General features: G+C 37.0%; 14 protein-coding genes. 7 read left to right on the forward strand and 7 right to left on the reverse strand.

The annotated features are described in order from the left end of the window. Positions 1–17 precede the first annotated feature (17 nt). Positions 18–1,043, reverse strand: coding sequence for an L-threonine 3-dehydrogenase (tdh, locus tag M1F17_RS20180; protein WP_004265155.1), 1,026 nt, complete (start codon positions 1,041–1,043; stop codon positions 18–20). A gap of 10 nt (positions 1,044–1,053) precedes the next feature. After that, positions 1,054–2,250: a glycine C-acetyltransferase gene (locus M1F17_RS20185; RefSeq protein WP_318837149.1), complete on the reverse strand. Its 1,197-nt coding sequence runs from the start codon at positions 2,248–2,250 to the stop codon at positions 1,054–1,056. A gap of 229 nt (positions 2,251–2,479) precedes the next feature. Between M1F17_RS20185 and rfaD the strand changes: the two genes are divergently transcribed. The 4 genes from rfaD (at position 2,480) to yibB (ending at position 6,415) form a co-directional block, all read left to right on the forward strand. Then, the gene (gene rfaD, locus M1F17_RS20190; protein ID WP_004265152.1) at positions 2,480–3,418 is read left to right on the forward strand and encodes an ADP-glyceromanno-heptose 6-epimerase; all 939 of its coding nucleotides are present in this window, start codon (positions 2,480–2,482) and stop codon (positions 3,416–3,418) included. A gap of 23 nt (positions 3,419–3,441) precedes the next feature. Next, a complete protein-coding gene (gene rfaF / locus M1F17_RS20195; RefSeq protein WP_112308426.1) occupies positions 3,442–4,488 on the forward strand; it encodes an ADP-heptose--LPS heptosyltransferase RfaF in 1,047 nt (348 codons plus the stop codon). Further along, entirely contained in the window at positions 4,488–5,450 is a 963-nt protein-coding gene (gene rfaC, locus M1F17_RS20200; protein WP_318837439.1) for a lipopolysaccharide heptosyltransferase RfaC, read from the forward strand. Before rfaF ends, rfaC begins: the two co-directional genes overlap by 1 nt. 104 nt (positions 5,451–5,554) lie before the next feature. Continuing rightward, the gene (gene yibB, locus M1F17_RS20205; protein ID WP_180312246.1) at positions 5,555–6,415 is read left to right on the forward strand and encodes a protein YibB; all 861 of its coding nucleotides are present in this window, start codon (positions 5,555–5,557) and stop codon (positions 6,413–6,415) included. Between the two features lie 102 nt (positions 6,416–6,517). Here yibB and M1F17_RS20210 read toward each other — a convergent pair whose 3' ends face one another. Further along, entirely contained in the window at positions 6,518–7,978 is a 1,461-nt protein-coding gene (locus M1F17_RS20210; protein ID WP_180312247.1) for a glycosyltransferase family 39 protein, read from the reverse strand. Positions 7,979–8,177: 199 nt separating this feature from the next. Beyond that, positions 8,178–9,458, reverse strand: coding sequence for a lipid IV(A) 3-deoxy-D-manno-octulosonic acid transferase (gene waaA / locus M1F17_RS20215; protein ID WP_318837150.1), 1,281 nt, complete (start codon positions 9,456–9,458; stop codon positions 8,178–8,180). A 191-nt stretch (positions 9,459–9,649) separates the two neighbouring features. Between waaA and coaD the strand changes: the two genes are divergently transcribed. Then, positions 9,650–10,135, forward strand: a complete 486-nt coding sequence (gene coaD / locus M1F17_RS20220; RefSeq protein WP_036959128.1) for a pantetheine-phosphate adenylyltransferase — start codon at positions 9,650–9,652, stop codon at positions 10,133–10,135. A gap of 10 nt (positions 10,136–10,145) precedes the next feature. Here the strand turns inward: coaD and mutM are convergent, their stop codons facing one another. Then, positions 10,146–10,955, reverse strand: coding sequence for a bifunctional DNA-formamidopyrimidine glycosylase/DNA-(apurinic or apyrimidinic site) lyase (gene mutM / locus M1F17_RS20225; protein WP_004265140.1), 810 nt, complete (start codon positions 10,953–10,955; stop codon positions 10,146–10,148). 244 nt (positions 10,956–11,199) lie between these two features. Between mutM and M1F17_RS20230 the strand changes: the two genes are divergently transcribed. Beyond that, entirely contained in the window at positions 11,200–12,432 is a 1,233-nt protein-coding gene (locus M1F17_RS20230) for an O-antigen ligase family protein (protein ID WP_318837440.1), read from the forward strand. 5 nt (positions 12,433–12,437) lie between these two features. Here M1F17_RS20230 and M1F17_RS20235 read toward each other — a convergent pair whose 3' ends face one another. Further along, complete coding sequence (locus tag M1F17_RS20235) at positions 12,438–13,418, reverse strand: glycosyltransferase (RefSeq protein ID WP_180312249.1); 981 nt, start codon at positions 13,416–13,418, stop codon at positions 12,438–12,440. Positions 13,419–13,868: 450 nt separating this feature from the next. On the opposite strand from M1F17_RS20235, the gene M1F17_RS20240 reads away from it, so the two are divergent. Further along, positions 13,869–15,416, forward strand: a complete 1,548-nt coding sequence (locus tag M1F17_RS20240; RefSeq protein WP_272515012.1) for a phosphoethanolamine transferase — start codon at positions 13,869–13,871, stop codon at positions 15,414–15,416. Between the two features lie 145 nt (positions 15,417–15,561). On the opposite strand, the gene M1F17_RS20245 is transcribed toward M1F17_RS20240, so the two are convergent. Next, positions 15,562–16,608, reverse strand: coding sequence for a glycosyltransferase family 9 protein (locus M1F17_RS20245; RefSeq protein WP_180312251.1), 1,047 nt, complete (start codon positions 16,606–16,608; stop codon positions 15,562–15,564). Positions 16,609–16,643: the final 35 nt, after the last annotated feature.

Genomic DNA, 16,643 nt, shown 5'->3' on the forward strand with positions numbered 1-16,643 from the left:
GAATCGAGATAATTAATTTAATCCCAGTTTAAAATCACTTTACCAGATTGGCCTGAACGCATGATATCAAAGCCTTTTTGGAACTCATCAATCGAGAATTGATGGGTAATTATCGGTGATAAATCCAAACCAGATTGAATGAGTGTCGCCATTTTATACCATGTTTCAAACATCTCACGGCCGTAAATTCCCTTAATAAACAGTCCTTTGAATATTACTTGGCTCCAATCTGTTGCCATAGAAGCAGGGGGAATCCCTAATAGTGCAATTCTGCCACCGTGGTTCATGGTGTCTAACATGGTCTGAAAAGCTGCTGGTGAACCAGAAACTTCCAGTGCAACATCAAAACCTTCTTTCATCCCCAACTCATTCATCACGTCTTTTAAATTTTCACGACTGACGTTCACTGCACGGGAAACACCCATTTTTTTCGCCAATTCAAGTCGATAGTCATTCACATCCGTGATAACAACATGGCGGGCCCCCACATGTCGGCACACTGCAGCCGCCATGATACCTATAGGGCCAGCACCTGAAACCAGCACATCTTCCCCCACTAAATCAAAGGAAAGAGCCGTATGAACTGCGTTGCCAAATGGGTCAAAAATAGCCGCTATTTCATCAGGGATATTATCGGGAATTTTAAAAGCATTAAATGCAGGGATCACCAGATATTCAGCAAAACACCCTTCTCGGTTAACCCCCACCCCAATCGTATTGCGGCAAAGATGGGTACGGCCACCACGGCAGTTTCGGCAGTGGCCGCAAGTAATATGCCCTTCCCCTGACACTCGGTCACCAATTTTAAAGCCTTTGACTTCCTGCCCAATCGCAACAATTTCCCCTATATATTCATGACCGACAACCATTGGGACAGGAATGGTTTTCTGCGACCATTCATCCCAGTTATAGATATGTACATCCGTACCGCAAATCGCAGTTTTACGAATTTTGATCATCACATCATTGTGCCCGAGTTCCGGTTTCGGAACATCTGTCATCCATATACCTGGTTCAGCTTTCAGTTTGGACAGTGCTTTCATAAAAGACCTTTTATTTGATTATTTTTAGTTTTCTACCAATGCGGGTGAATGCGTCAACAGCGTGTAAAATATCCTCCTCACTATGTGCTGCAGACATCTGAGTACGAATACGTGCCTGGCCTTGTGGTACAACAGGGTAGAAAAAGCCCGTGACATAAATACCTTCATCGAGTAGCTCTTTCGCAAAAATTTGGGCGAGTTTGGCATCACCTAACATAACAGGGATGATGGCGTGGTCAGCGCCAGAGAGGGTGAAACCCGCTGTGGTCATTTTTTCTCTAAATAACACGGCATTACGCCATAATTTTTCACGTAATGAATGGCCTTCTTTCATCATATCAATCACTTTGATAGATGCGGCAACAATCGCAGGAGCGAGGGAATTCGAAAACAAATAAGGACGAGAACGCTGACGCAGCCATTCAACGACCTCTTTTTTCGCTGCCGTATAACCACCAGATGCGCCGCCAAGGGCTTTACCTAATGTCCCCGTGATAATATCGATACGCCCCATCACATCGCAGTACTCATGGCTACCACGACCATTTTCCCCAACAAAACCAACAGCATGTGAGTCATCCACCATCACCAATGCTTGGTATTCATCCGCAAGGTCACAAATGGATTTTAAATCAGCGATAACGCCATCCATTGAGAACACGCCATCTGTGGCAATTAAAATATGGCGAGCTCCTGCTGTTTTGGCTTCCTCTAAGCGTACTTTTAATTCCACCATATTATTATTGCTGTAGCGGTAGCGTTTTGCCTTGCTTAGCCTGACCCCATCAATAATGGATGCATGATTTAATGCATCTGAAATAATCGCATCTTCCGGCCCTAACAAGGTTTCAAATAGCCCACCATTTGCATCAAAACAGGATGAATAAAGAATCGCATCTTCCATGCCCAGAAAATCTGCCAATTTGCGCTCTAAAACTTTGTGGCTGTCTTGCGTTCCACAAATAAAGCGTACAGACGCCATACCAAAACCATGGCTATCCATTCCCCGTTTAGCGGCTTCGATGAGCGCGGGATGGTTAGCAAGACCAAGGTAATTATTTGCACAGAAATTAATAACCCGCTGGCCACCTACAATTTCAATGTCAGCATCTTGTGAAGTCGTAATAATGCGTTCGTTTTTAAATAATCCATCGGCTTCAATTTGTACCAATTGTTCTTGAATCTGCTGATAAAATCTTTCTGACATGATTTTTTCCTGTATAGAGACTATTAATAGAGTTTAATAATAGTCTCTATGTGTGGCGATATTCACAGCATAAATAAGTCAAGTTTGTAGCCAAGATCACGATATTTACCTTGTTCTCATTTAAGTGTCAGCTCAATTCTCTTCTATCAATGCTACCGTCTGCGCCAAGAGATGTTATTATAGTCACCAATTACGATTCTATTTTCTTAACCCATTTGAGGTATACCCAATGATCATAGTCACTGGTGGAGCTGGTTTTATTGGCAGCAATATTATTAAAGCCCTAAACGCAATCGGCCGTACAGATATCTTAGTCGTTGATAATCTGAAAGACGGCACTAAATTCGCTAACCTTGTTGACCTTGATATTGCGGATTATGCAGATAAAGAAGATTTTATTGGCAGCATCATTGCGGGTGATGATTTCGGTGATGTCGATGCGGTATTCCATGAAGGCGCTTGCTCGTCAACCACTGAATGGGATGGAAAATATATGATGGACAATAACTACCAGTATTCCAAAGAGTTACTGCACTATTGTCTAGACCGTGAAATCCCGTTCTTATACGCTTCTTCCGCAGCAACTTATGGCGGCCGCAGTGATAACTTTATTGAAGAACGCCAATTCGAAAAACCATTGAATGTCTATGGTTACTCAAAATTCCAATTTGACCAATATGTACGTGAAATTCTGCCAGAAGCGGACTCACAAGTCTGTGGTTTCCGCTATTTCAATGTCTATGGGCCAAATGAAGACCATAAAGGCAGCATGGCAAGCGTTGCTTATCACTTAAATAAACAAATTAATGAAGGGCAAAACCCAAAACTGTTCGAAGGTAGCGATACTTTCCGCCGTGACTTTATTTATGTGGGTGATGTGGCTGCAGTCAATTTATGGTTCTGGGAAAATAATGTTTCAGGTATTTTTAACTGTGGTACAGGACGTGCAGAATCTTTCCAAGCTGTTGCTGATGCTGTCACTGAATTCCACAAAGATAAAAATGTGGCCATCGAATACATTGAGTTCCCTGAAAAATTAAAAGGTCGTTACCAAAGCTTCACCCAAGCTGACCTCACTAAGCTACGTGCCGCTGGCTATACTGCACCATTTAAAACGGTTGCAGAAGGTGTCACCGAATATATGCACTTGCTCAATAAAGACGCGTAACGCTTATTTCTGAAAAATCATTTATGAAAATATTGGTGATCGGCCCTTCATGGGTAGGGGATATGATGATGTCACAAAGCCTTTATCGCACGATCAAGGCTTTACATCCCCATGCACAGATTGACGTGATGGCGCCACAATGGTGCCGTCCTTTACTCGCCAAAATGCCTGAAGTTAGCGAAGCCATTCCTATGCCTCTTGGGCATGGTACACTGGAAATTAGTGAACGTCGTCGATTAGGCCAAAGTTTACAGGCAAATGGCTATGACCAAGCGATTGTGCTACCCAATTCCTTAAAGTCTGCACTTGTGCCTTTCTTCGCAAAAATCCCCAAAAGAACGGGATGGCGTGGTGAAATGCGCTATGGTCTACTCAATGATATTCGCCCACTCAATAAAGACGCTTTTCCTTTAATGGTGCAGCGGTATGTTGCGCTTGCTTATGATAAGCAAACTATTCGATCAGCTGCTGATATTCCGACACCCATTTTACCGCCTAAACTGGTGACTATACCGCAAGAAGTCACTGAAACTCTGCAAACCTTTGGGGTTGAAGGTTCTCGCCCTGTTATTGGTTTTTGCCCAGGCGCAGAATTTGGGCCCGCCAAACGTTGGCCCCACTACCACTACGCTTCTCTTGCTCAAACACTCATTAGCCAAAAAGGCTATCAAGTGTTGCTATTTGGTTCACAAAAAGACCACGAAGCGGGTGAAGCCATTCGTTTAGAGCTGACCGATGATGCTAAATTGCATTGCCATAATTTTTCAGGGAAAACATCTTTAGAACAAGCTGTTAATCTAATCGATGCCTGTACTGCAGTTGTCAGTAATGACTCTGGTTTGATGCATGTCGCGGCAGCGCTAGGTAAACCTCTTGTCGCCTTATATGGCCCAAGTAGCCCTGACTTTACACCGCCATTATCAGATAAAGCAGAAGTGATCCGCCTAATTACGGGGTACCACAAAGTGCGTAAAGGTGACGGTGAAAGTGGTTATCACCAAAGTTTGATTGATATCCAACCCCAATTAGTTATCGATGCGTTAGCTCGGTTAAATATAGGTATTGAATGATGAGAGTATTATTAGTCAAGACATCTTCAATGGGAGATGTTTTACACTCATTACCTGCGCTGACCGATGCACAACAAGCCATACCCGATATCCAGTTCGATTGGGTCGTTGAAGAAGGCTTTGCACAAATTCCCACATGGCATAGTGCCGTTAACCAAGTGATCCCTGTGGCCATTCGTCGCTGGCGTAAAAATTGGTTTTCTGCACCGATCAGAGCCGAACGTGCAGAATTTCGCAAGAAATTACAAGCAACTCATTATGACGCAATCATTGATGCGCAAGGGTTATTGAAGAGCGCCTTTCTTGTCACCCGCTTAGCTCATGGCGATAAACATGGCTATGACCGCCATAGTATTCGCGAACCATTAGCCAGCTTCTTTTATGACCATCGTTACGCAATTAGTAAGCAACAACATGCCGTTGAACGTATTCGCCAGTTATTTGCCAAAAGTCTTGGTTACGCCTGCCCAACACAGCAAGGGGATTACGCAATTGCTCGCCACTTTTTGCAGTCAACAGAAGAGCATCAAAGCCCTTATGTCATTTTCCTGCACTCAACCACCCGTGATGATAAGCACTGGCCTGAAGAAAATTGGCGAGAGCTCATCGGGCTAGTGGCGGGGGCTGGTATCAAAATCAAATTACCGTGGGGAGCACCTCATGAGCAACAGCGCGCAGAGCGATTAGCAAAAGACTTTGATTTTGTAGAGGTTTTACCTAAACTCACTTTAGCCGAAGTTGCTCAGCAAATTGCTAATGCTAAAGCTGTGGTTTCTGTCGATACTGGGCTTAGCCATTTAACCGCCGCGCTTGATAAACCCAATTTTACCCTGTTTGGCCCCACTGACCCCGGCTTGATTGGGGGATATGGGCAAGGGCAGCATGAAATTAAGTCAGTTGATAATTCAATGGCAAGTATTCGCTATATTGAAGTATACAAACAATTGAAGAATTTTTTGTAAAATTATCATTTTACTAAAAGTATTCTCATTTTTTAATTTAGTCGGTTAGTATATATTTTATACTTTCCCTTTTTTAAACTTATCAAGAAGATAACTTAATAAAAATGAATAAATCTATAACAATAGTCACAGCATTCTTTGATATTGGTAGAGGTAATTGGAATACCCAAAATGGCTATTCCGATAGACTAGAAAGAACTGTAGACACTTATTTTTCTTATTTCACTCAGCTAGCGAAATTAAATAACGAAATAGTTGTGTTCACTTCACCTGATTTGAAGGAGGAAATCCTTAAAATTAGAAAAGGAAAACCAACACATGTCATTACCATTAATTTATCTAATAAATTCAAACATATAATCAAAAAAATCTCAACCCTACAGCATAGCGAATCGTTTAAAAAATTAATCAAACCAGAACAACTAAAAAATCCTGAATATTGGTCTGCTGAATATGTCTTAATTAATAACTTAAAACCTTTTTTTGTTAATAGGGCTATTAATATGGGACTAACTAATAGCAAGCTTTTCGCTTGGGTTGACTTTGGCTATGTTCGAAATGAAAAAACACTTTATGGGATAAACACTTGGTATCATCCTTTTGATAAAGATAAAGTACATTTTTTTACTATCAAAGATACTTTGGACTTATCAAATGAAAAAGCTGTATTACATGCTGTTTTAAATAATGACCCCCATATTATTGGAGGCGTACTCGTTGCGAGTAGGGAAAAATGGCCTGAGTTTTATAAACTCGTATCTAAAACACAAAAGGATTTTATAAAATCAGGCATTATTGATGATGATCAAGGCATTTTTTTAACCTGCGCAAGTCGAAATGCTCATCTTTTCCAACTAAATTTTCTAGGACGAATGAAATGGTTTAGGACTTTTAGATTATTCCATAAAGGCTCAAAAATTAATTACTTAACACGCTTAGGTATCTTACTAAGAATAATTAAATAACGAAATATGAATGGCTTATGAAAAACCACCTAGAAAATTAATGAAGTGACCCCATAAAGTTGGACAATCAATTACTGGGAGTCACTTCACTAAGCGGTATTTCTATTTCTCTGGCGCAATAAACCCAAAGCACATAGTTTCAGGTTCTGCATCTGGCTCAGAACGATAAATCACATCTTCTTTTTCTATCGTAAACTGTGGCCAGAACTTACGAACCTTAGCGAAGTTTTCATGGGCACAATCATCGTATTTTTTACCCAGTAATAAAGCACCATGTTGACGAATTTCAGCTTCCGTAATCTCACGGTTATACACATTCGGTGGCATATGCTTTTCCATAGACCAAGGCTGAATGACATGTGGTCTGTCCTTGCCATAAATAATAAACCATTGATACTGATTATCTTCGCCACCGACATATTTTACAGGTGTGTTATAACGTTCATACCAACGCTGTTCCCCATCTGCAATTAAGGTTTTAACACCAATAAATTTTTGCCCCGCTCCACGAATATTCGCAGCCTGAACGGTAATATAACCAACTACCACTAAAACACCAAAAATTGCAAAACCCACTAATGACTTCTTAAACGGTTTTCTTGGCATTTCTATTATTGAGCCAACAAATAGCGGTGCGCTGATAGCCATAAATGGCTGCAGCCATTCAGTTATTCGACCACCATCGTGGAAAGAGAACCAGCCATATATCACCACTAATGGAAATAAAATAATGAAGTTAGCCATGCGGTTAGGCAAAGCTTTAGGCCACCCTAGCTTTCCACCACAGCTATAAACGACAATCGCCGCAATCACTAATGGGTAAAACACGCTTAGTGCCGCTTGTGTGGTGTGAAGATTAAACCCAGGGTCGATTTGTGAATCCACCCATTTGAAAGCCGAAAAGTCCGTTGCCATCAACCAAAAGAAATTTGGCAATACCAAAGCAAACCACAATGCAATCGCAAGGTAAAAAACAGGATGACGGTAACTTTGGCGAACTTGTTTCACAAATATAGTTAACAAGAAAACAGACCCAACTAGCGCCAATGTTGAATATTTTCCCATTGTTGCAAGGCCTGCAAATAAGGCAAATGGTAACCACCATACTGGGTTATCATCAACCGCACGTAAAAAGAAATAAATAACCCAAGGCCATAATGTCACTAAAATATAATTATCATTATAAGGAATGATATCGAAATTAATGACACCTGATAAATTCAACATTAGCATTGCAAACCAAGCGAAATCGCGACGCCCAGTTAAACGGAAGGCTAGTTTCCATACCCCAAGTAAACCAAATGCAATACCGACAGAATGGCTAAAATACCAATAAAAGCTATAGGGGATATCGAGGTAAATTGCAGGCCACATCATTACGCCAACAAACCATGGGTTTTTAGGTGATCCCCACTCCCCATTCATCCCCCAATTCACTGCTTCTACTGTGTCATAAGGTACGGTAGGGTCGAAATAAAAACTCGCTAAGATCCAAACGATGGCATAGCTTATGACCCATACATAAACATATTTATTTGAAATTGATTGATTAATGGCTGGCATATAGTCTTAGAAAGATAAGCAAAAGTTCCAACATTCCATTTGGATACTACCCTAATAGTAATAAACCAAATCGAATGACTCTATAATAAACGAGGCAGTGTACTATAGTTTAAATGCAATACTAGGATGTGCCAGAAAATATTCACAATCTATTGTTGTAATGTTCAAGTTAATATTCAAAAAAAGACATTACTTGGCATTATTGCTCTCGCGGAGGCAAATAGGGTTGCAATAGTTTTAATAATCTTTGAAGGGCACCTTGGTTCTCATGAAGAACTTCGGCGGCATGACGTCCATAATATAACCGGTAATCTTCATCAGAAAGCAAACTCGTCACGGCTTGAGCCATCGATTCACTATCTGTCACCGTAATTAAGCCATCTGCTTGAGTCAGTTTTCCGCAAATATCTTTAAAATTAAATGTGTGAGGCCCCATTAACACGGGTAGCGCATGGGCTGCTGCTTCGAGTGGGTTATGCCCCCCAGTTTCGACCAAGCTTCCCCCAACAAAGGCAATATCCGCAATTCCATATAGCAACATCAATTCGCCCATGGTATCGCCAATCACCACTTGGATATCTGCAGTAGGGATCGTATTGGCACTACGACGAATAAACGTTAAACCAGCTTTTTGAGTTAGCTCTTCTGCTTTTGCAAAGCGTTCAGGGTGGCGTGGTACTAAAATTAATAATAGATCAGGAAATCGTTTTAATAACTGTTGATGTGTTTCTAAAACAATGGCTTCCTCACCCTCGTGAGTACTGGTCGCTATCCAAACTGGGCGATGTGCAGCCCATTGGCGGCGTAAAGTTATTGCCCTGACAGCGAGTTCAGGCGTTACAGAGATATCAAACTTCAGGCTCCCTGTTACACTCAATTGCATCCGCCGTAACCCTAATTGAACGAAACGTTCGCCATCTTCCTGATGTTGTGCTGCAACCATAGTAACATTACGTAGCATACGTTTCACAAAGCTACCGAGCTTTTGATACCCAGCAGCAGAGCGCTCAGAAAGTCTCGCATTTGCAATAACCAATGGAATTTTACGTTTATACAATTGGTTAATCATGTTTGGCCATAATTCAGTTTCCATAATGATCACAAGTTTTGGGTCGACTTGTTTCAGGAAACGACGCATAGAACCAGGGAGGTCATAAGGTAAATAGACGTGGTCAACATCGTCGCCAAATGCAGAAAGAACACGCTCTGAGCCAGTTGGCGTCATTGTTGTTACTGTAATTGGCAGAGACGGATAGTGATGGCGAAGTGCACGGACTAGTGGAACGGCTGCAAGAGTTTCCCCGACAGAAACTGAATGTAATAAAATGCCTTGAGGTTTTACTTTTCCTGCACAAAAGCCGTAACGTTCGCCCCAACGTTTACGATACGCAGGCGCTTTACGGCTGCGCAGCAATAGGCGAACCCATATAAATGGCTGGATAAGATAAAGAAGTACCTGATATAAACGCAGCAATAACATTCGATCTGATTCACTTACCAAAATTGGCGCTATCTTACCATAAAGCTCAGATAAAAGTGTGCAGAATATGCACCTAAAAATAGCAGTAAAATCTTATCTACAGTTGCAACCATGCTAGATAGCCGATAATGTTAGCGCTTATTCATGCTATTTTTTCGAATAGAAAATACAAACAACGAGATACTATCGCCATGAAACATAAGGCTATTTACCCTGGTACGTTTGACCCTGTGACATCAGGACATGTTGATATTGTTACCCGAGCAGCAGCAATGTTTGACCATGTCTTGTTGGCTATTGCAAATAGCCAACGAAAAAACCCGATGTTTTCCCTTGATGAGCGCGTTGCCCTTGCTAAAGAGGTGACTTCTCACCTTGATAATGTTGAAGTTGTTGGGTTTTCTGAATTGATGGCTAATTTTGCACAAAAAAATGGCGCTAATATTCTTATTCGTGGCGTTCGTTCTGTGGCTGATTTCGAATATGAGTGGCAATTAGCGAATATGAACCGCCATTTTGTTCCTGACTTGGAAACCGTATTTTTATTACCATCGCAAAGTTTGTCCTTTGTTTCTTCTTCTTTAATCAAAGATGTTGCCCTTCACGATGGTGATATTTCGTCTTTCCTACCCCCAGTGGTTGCTGAGGCAATGCTAAAGAAACTCAATAAAAAATAGCAAAAGCACACTATTTTTGACACTGCGGACAAAAGAAAGTACTGCGTTGCCCCTGTTTAATGCTTTCTATTGGCGTACCACACATTGAGCAGGGTTCCCCCTTTTTCCCATAGACAAACAATTCTTGGGCAAAGTAACCCGGCTTACCATCCGACTGTAAAAAATCTTTTAGTGTCGTGCCGCCTTGCTCAATGGAGCGTTGTAACACCTTTTTGATCTGTTGCACGAGTTCAGTAATTTCAGCCAATGTTAATGTATTAGTGATTTTTTCAGGTGATATTTTCGTCGCAAATAATGCTTCATTGGCATAAATATTACCCACACCAACAACCACTTTGTTATCCATTAACCACGGCTTAACGGCCACTTTTTTCTTTTGCGCTAATTCATAAAGATATTGGGGATTAAAGGCATCTGATAATGGCTCAGGTCCTAAGTGTGCAAGTACCGAACTGTTTTCTAAATCATCACACCAGAGCCATGCGCCAAAACGACGAGGGTCCGTATAGCGCAGCACTTTGCCATCTCGCATAACTAAATCCACATGGTCATGTTTTTCTTCAGGTAATTCTTCGGTCAAAATACGCACACTACCAGACATTCCCAAATGAACAATAATCCAACCTGTTTGCAATTCAATCAGTAGATATTTGGCCCGACGTTGGACACTCAGAACCGCTTCATCTGATAAGCTCTTAATTTGTTCACTGACTGGCCAACGTAATCGACTGTTGCGTACAACTGCGTAAGAGATTGTATTTCCGACTAAATGTGGCTCTATTCCACGGCGGCTGGTTTCAACTTCTGGTAGTTCTGGCATTATCGTATCCATATTGACCTAACACGATACACTGTATGACATATCTACCCTTACAAGCAACAGGTTATAGTATGAAATGAATCTATTAGATAAATGAACAAATTAGATTGTTTTATAAGCAAGAATTGTTCTGAAGTGTTTACATTTAAACGCCTTTCCCGCATGATAATTAAATCATACTTTATGTATACCAATTTATAATGAAAACATATAAATAATGTAATAAAAAGGCAAATTTGTGAGCATGAACAATAAAATTACCCAACAACTTCCTTTTATATTATTATTTCTTGTTACTTTGGGAATGTTCACCAATGATACCCAAGGTGTATTAAACATTTCTATTTCCTTGCTTTTTTTGTATACTATTTATGCTATCTTTAAATATAAAATAAATATTAAAGATGACCTTTTTACGCTAATTAAACAGAGAAAATTACTTTTTTTATTTGGCGGTTGGGGTTTATTGTGTAGTGTATTTTTTACCTATTCTAGTTTCACTTTAGCGGCTATAAAAGCATTCTTTGATGACTGGCGTTATATTGTAGTTATTTCCATATTTTTAATTACGTTTAAAAGCGAAACACCAAAATCAAGGAAAACAATCACTTATGCCTTAATAAGCACCCTTGCCTTCACTATATTTATCATTCCAATATTAAAGCAATTTAAAAATAGTGATTTACCACTTTACCTACAGCTTAGGTATGGGTTTGCTCACTATATTACATTACTATTTCCTTTTACCTTCAGTGCTATTTTTTTATTTAAGCAAAATATTATTAAATTACTAGTGTTATTTCTCTCCGCTTGTGCATTTCTATTCTTACTCTATACTGGTAGCCGTGGTGGTGTACTTGCCGTCGTCATTGAATCTGCTATTATTTTATTTTTAATTTCAGGGAATTACAAAAAATTCCTAATTAACATTGTTAGCCTTGGCGCATTAACCACTGCTATTATATTTACTTCTTATAACTACATTCCGCAAGTTAAAAATAAAATAAACCAGTCATTATACTCTCAAAATTTAACATCTCACCGTGATAAAATTATTGAGACACGTTACCCCATTTTCACCCAAAACATTTATCATCAACTAACTGGTATTGGCTATGGTTCTGTCGCGTATAACCAATTTTTGGTTGATAATAAGGCACCTACAAACCAAGGTGGAATGGGATATTCAAAGAAAAAAAAAGAATCCTTTTATAATAATGATGAACCGTTCTTTTTAAATATTATCTATAACATAGGCTTTGTTGGTTTGCTTTTATTCTTAGGCGTATTTTTTGTTAATATGAAGGACCTATTAAAAGATATAAAAAAAGAAAAAGATATTCTTAATGTTGGAATTTTCGTATCATCTATTGGCTATTTTTTAGTATATTGCCTATTTGAATTTATCTTTATAGATATATTTATCTTATATAATATATTAACAGCTATTTTAATAAAAAAGGTTCTAGACAAATAACTTATTTACATAGAAACTTTCTTTATTAAATATCTAATGCTAGTCATTAAAAAACCAAGATAATCACCATTTTTTCTTAAGTGTGACTTTTTCCTTGACAGCTGTTTATAGCTGGTAGGTTTTATTAATGGAACGTTTATCCATGGAGAATTATCCCTAGCATACTCAAAATAAATACATTCCCTATAAAAGCTTGCCCATTCATGAAATGGCTTAGTTAATCCAACAAAATGAATAAACACAACGTCATCCTGAATATTCGGGATTTTTGCTTTTTTGGCAATGTACCAATCTAAAGAAAACATAAAATTAAAATTCTCACTTATATTAGTGACTTTATCATTTAATAATATATTTAGCGCATCTTGGTCTGGGTGTGTGAAATCACTTTCCCCTACTAATTCAATAACTTGATTGGGAACATCGCACTCCGCTAAATGCTTAGTAGACATATATAAAAAGCCAGAATTAAAATACTTTGACATATCCATGGGTAATAATTTTTTATTACTTCTAAATTTATCTTTGACTGCATATAGGTAGGTACTTTCATTAAATTCCAACGAATCTAAATATGATAGATTACCTTTGCAAATAATATCAGCATCTAAATACAATAACTTATCAACCCCTTTTCCCGCTAAATAAGAAATGATAACCAAGCGGAAGTATATTGCGGAACTCCAACCTTTTGAGGGAAGTGGTAAGGAATTAAATTTTTTATTATCAATAAGATATATGGTTAGCCTATGTTGCGTTCTCTCAATAAGCTTGTAAAACAGCTTGTTATCGCTCAAATTATCAACAAAAAGATGAAAGTGAAAATAGTTCTCACGATTATTTACTATAATGGAGGAAATAGATGTGCCTACGCCATATAGAAAATTTTCGTCTACCCCATATGAAATATGGAAGTACTGTTCATCAGCAATGTTAGTATCTAAGTTAATTTCTATTTTTGACTTTACCATATCATTGCTTAGCATTTTATTATTCCTACCCCTAACATTTTAACTGTTACAGATTCACTAATCTTTATTAGTATTTTAGCATTATATCAATAGTATAAACCATTCTTTGTTTGATTTAAGATAATTCACTCATTTTTACACTTTAACTTTCTGCCACAATAAATTTACTAACAGTTAGTTGTGAATTTTAGTAACGAATATTGATTACAGTTAAACCGAGTACAGACTCTTTTTAGACGATAAAGTTTTATTTTACCAACCGTAAACATACAATTTTTTGCTATTTTTTTATTAAAAAACAGCAAAAAACTCCGTCAAAAATTAATGTTTAATTTTATTAATCAAATTTGCATCTTACCTAATGTTTTCATTATACTCATTGGTAGATTTATAGATAAAATTACAGGAAATTGAACTAATCGGAATTATTACAAATAATTTGATTTTTCACTACACGATACTTTAATGAAAAAAAAATTTGAATCAGCAAAAATACTATTAATAGCTATTACATTAGTTGTTTTAGCCACACTATCCAAAATTATGTTGCTTGGATCGGGTAATGCACATCCAACAGTAAGAGAAATCACACTAGTTTGCTTTTTAATTATCATATTAAGCTCATCGAGAAAAGCTTATTGGTATATCGGTTTCCCTATTATTGTCATTAATGCATGCTATACACCGTTTGGGCTCAACTTTGGTGAACCAAGTTACCAATACTTTTCATCTATCATCGCGACTGATGCTTTAGAGTCAAAAGAATTTTTCACTCAAATACCAATTAAAAATTATCTCTTTGCTATATTAATTATTATTGGTTTTATTTATTACCGAAAAATAACTATAAAATATAACATTCAATTTTATAAAAACAAAACTTTGCTTATTTTACTAGTAGTTTTTGCATTAATTAACCAATCTCCTTTTAAGCTTTTTAATGATTTTTATCATTCTATAGTAAATGTAAAAAATGAAGTTAAACGTTTAAGTGAATTTAATAAACAAAGTGAATGGGGAATCTCAGAGTTAAGGCAGGACAGCCAACAGTATGATGATTATATTTTAATCATTGGTGAAAGTGTAAGGCGTGATTATATGAATGTCTATGGTTATCCCATCAAGAATACACCTTTTGCCAACCAGACTAATGGAATAATTGTTGAAGGGTTGACTTCGGGAGGCACAAATACCATATCTTCTTTAAGAATAATGCTGACCCAATCTGATAAAAATGGATGGGAGCCTAATTATGGTTTAAACTTTATCGACTTAGCAAAATCGGCAGGGTATAAAGTATACTGGCTCTCGAATCAAGGGTTCATTGGTAAATTCGATACTCCAATTACTTTTATTGCCAACCGAAGTGATGTAAAAAAATTTAATAAAATGGGAGCTTTTAACTCCCAAGATACTAGTGATTTTAGTTTAGTCGATATCTTCAAACAAGAGTTAAACCAACAGGTCAATAAAAATCAGAAAAGATTATTCGTGATACATTTATATGGTTCACACCCTAATGCTTGTGCTCGCATTGAAGATTATAAGAATAATTACATACCAAAAAATAAAAATTTACATAATGTTTCTTGTTACGTAGCTAGTATTGAAAAAACAGATAAAATACTTAACTCAATTTATGATTTATTAACTGAGCAACAAAAGAAAACTGGCCGTAGTTTTTCCATGCTCTATTTTTCTGATCACGGAGTATCCCACTCACCTACTGATGATGAAATTAAGTTAAATCTAAGTAATATTTCAGCAAAAGTATTAGATATACCATTGATGATATTTAACTCTGATAGTCATAGAAAGAAAAATATTAGAGCTTATAAATCAGGTAAACTTTTTATTACAGGCTTAGCGAACTGGTTAAATATCAAAAATCAGAAAATAGATTCAGATTATAGCCTATTTTCTGAAACAGAAGATGATCACAGATTAAAAGAGCATTTCAGTACACTAAGAAATGGTGATGATGATATACCTATAGATATACAAAATAAGTAAAAAATATAAAACTCCTTGCCTATTAACCAATAGGCAGGATGAAAAAATAGCTCTCATTCTACAATGTATGAGTTTTACATAATGACTAACTAAATAACTTTTTAGCTACACCTTCATTAATACAAGAACGATAAAACTCCATTCATTATTTTTTCATCTCTATACTATAATATTTATTTAGCTCTTGATTAATAGAACTCACAACATCGATAACATCAATATTTTTAATACCTTTTGGTTCTATTATTTGTTTAGATTTTTTATAATTCGGAGCACAAAGAAAATCAGTATTAAACCCATCATTATAAACTGAGCTATAATATGCTAATAATGGAATATTTTGACTATTAGCCAAATGCACAAATGATGTATCTGATGAGACACACAAATCACAAAGACTTAATATAGCAGCGGAAGACATGATGGTATCTGTTTTATAAAAAAAACTATTGCCAGATATGTTTATATTCTTTGCCCTATGACTCTCACACAATATAATAATACTTATATTCTTAAAGTCATTTAATGTATTCAATATTGAATTAACTTGAGCGTCACTAAAACTTCTTTCTTGTGTTGATGCAAATGGACAAAATGCAATTTTTAAATTTGATACTGGAATATTTTTCAATAGTGACTTTGCATTTATTAGCTCATCTTCAGGTATATTAACAATATACTGACCAGTAATTTTACTACCAAAGAATTTTTTTAATACATGCTCATAGAAATCAGTTATGTGAATACCATTTTCAGCAAGGTAATTATCACTATATTTACCAGACCTTTTTACATTAAAACCACTTAAGTAACGATAACTCATTTTACTCAGTAAATGGTAATATTTATAAGAAAAGAACCATCCGCAGTGGCTATACGGGTCAACAACTAAGTCATACTTAGCTTTTTTAATATCTTTATCATTAATAAAAATTATATCCCTAACATCTTGATTATTACAAAATATATCAAAATTTTTCTTTGCAATAACAACATCAACAGCCTTATTTTGTTTTTTTAGTTCATGAATGAATGATGTTGCCATAATTGCATCACCAATCCCAACATTAATCAAAACAAGACAAACTGAATTAATGTTGTTTATTTGGTCATTTTTTATATCAATAGGCCTTGGCATATTAATTTGTTGAATTATTGATTTGATTTTATATTTAAATTCACTAAAATTCATACCGGTCACCTAGCATAAAAGCACGTCTAATCAGT

The sequence above is a fragment of the Providencia sp. PROV073 genome, from assembly GCF_033688125.1.
GTDB classification, from domain to species: Bacteria; Pseudomonadota; Gammaproteobacteria; order Enterobacterales; family Enterobacteriaceae; genus Providencia; species Providencia hangzhouensis.

Bases quoted from the DNA above. Each gene is read 5' to 3' on its own strand.
- yibB (WP_180312246.1), top strand. From the start codon at position 5,555: ATGAATAAATCTATAACAATAGTCACAGCATTCTTTGATATTGGTAGA.
- M1F17_RS20185 (WP_318837149.1), bottom strand. From the start codon at position 2,250: ATGTCAGAAAGATTTTATCAGCAGATTCAAGAACAATTGGTACAAATT.
- M1F17_RS20235 (WP_180312249.1), bottom strand. From the start codon at position 13,418: ATGCTAAGCAATGATATGGTAAAGTCAAAAATAGAAATTAACTTAGAT.
- M1F17_RS20230 (WP_318837440.1), top strand. From the start codon at position 11,200: ATGAACAATAAAATTACCCAACAACTTCCTTTTATATTATTATTTCTT.
- tdh (WP_004265155.1), bottom strand. From the start codon at position 1,043: ATGAAAGCACTGTCCAAACTGAAAGCTGAACCAGGTATATGGATGACA.
- waaA (WP_318837150.1), bottom strand. From the start codon at position 9,458: ATGTTATTGCTGCGTTTATATCAGGTACTTCTTTATCTTATCCAGCCA.
- rfaC (WP_318837439.1), top strand. From the start codon at position 4,488: ATGAGAGTATTATTAGTCAAGACATCTTCAATGGGAGATGTTTTACAC.
- coaD (WP_036959128.1), top strand. From the start codon at position 9,650: ATGAAACATAAGGCTATTTACCCTGGTACGTTTGACCCTGTGACATCA.
- M1F17_RS20240 (WP_272515012.1), top strand. From the start codon at position 13,869: ATGAAAAAAAAATTTGAATCAGCAAAAATACTATTAATAGCTATTACA.
- mutM (WP_004265140.1), bottom strand. From the start codon at position 10,955: ATGCCAGAACTACCAGAAGTTGAAACCAGCCGCCGTGGAATAGAGCCA.
- rfaD (WP_004265152.1), top strand. From the start codon at position 2,480: ATGATCATAGTCACTGGTGGAGCTGGTTTTATTGGCAGCAATATTATT.
- rfaF (WP_112308426.1), top strand. From the start codon at position 3,442: ATGAAAATATTGGTGATCGGCCCTTCATGGGTAGGGGATATGATGATG.
- M1F17_RS20210 (WP_180312247.1), bottom strand. From the start codon at position 7,978: ATGCCAGCCATTAATCAATCAATTTCAAATAAATATGTTTATGTATGG.
- M1F17_RS20245 (WP_180312251.1), bottom strand. From the start codon at position 16,608: ATGAATTTTAGTGAATTTAAATATAAAATCAAATCAATAATTCAACAA.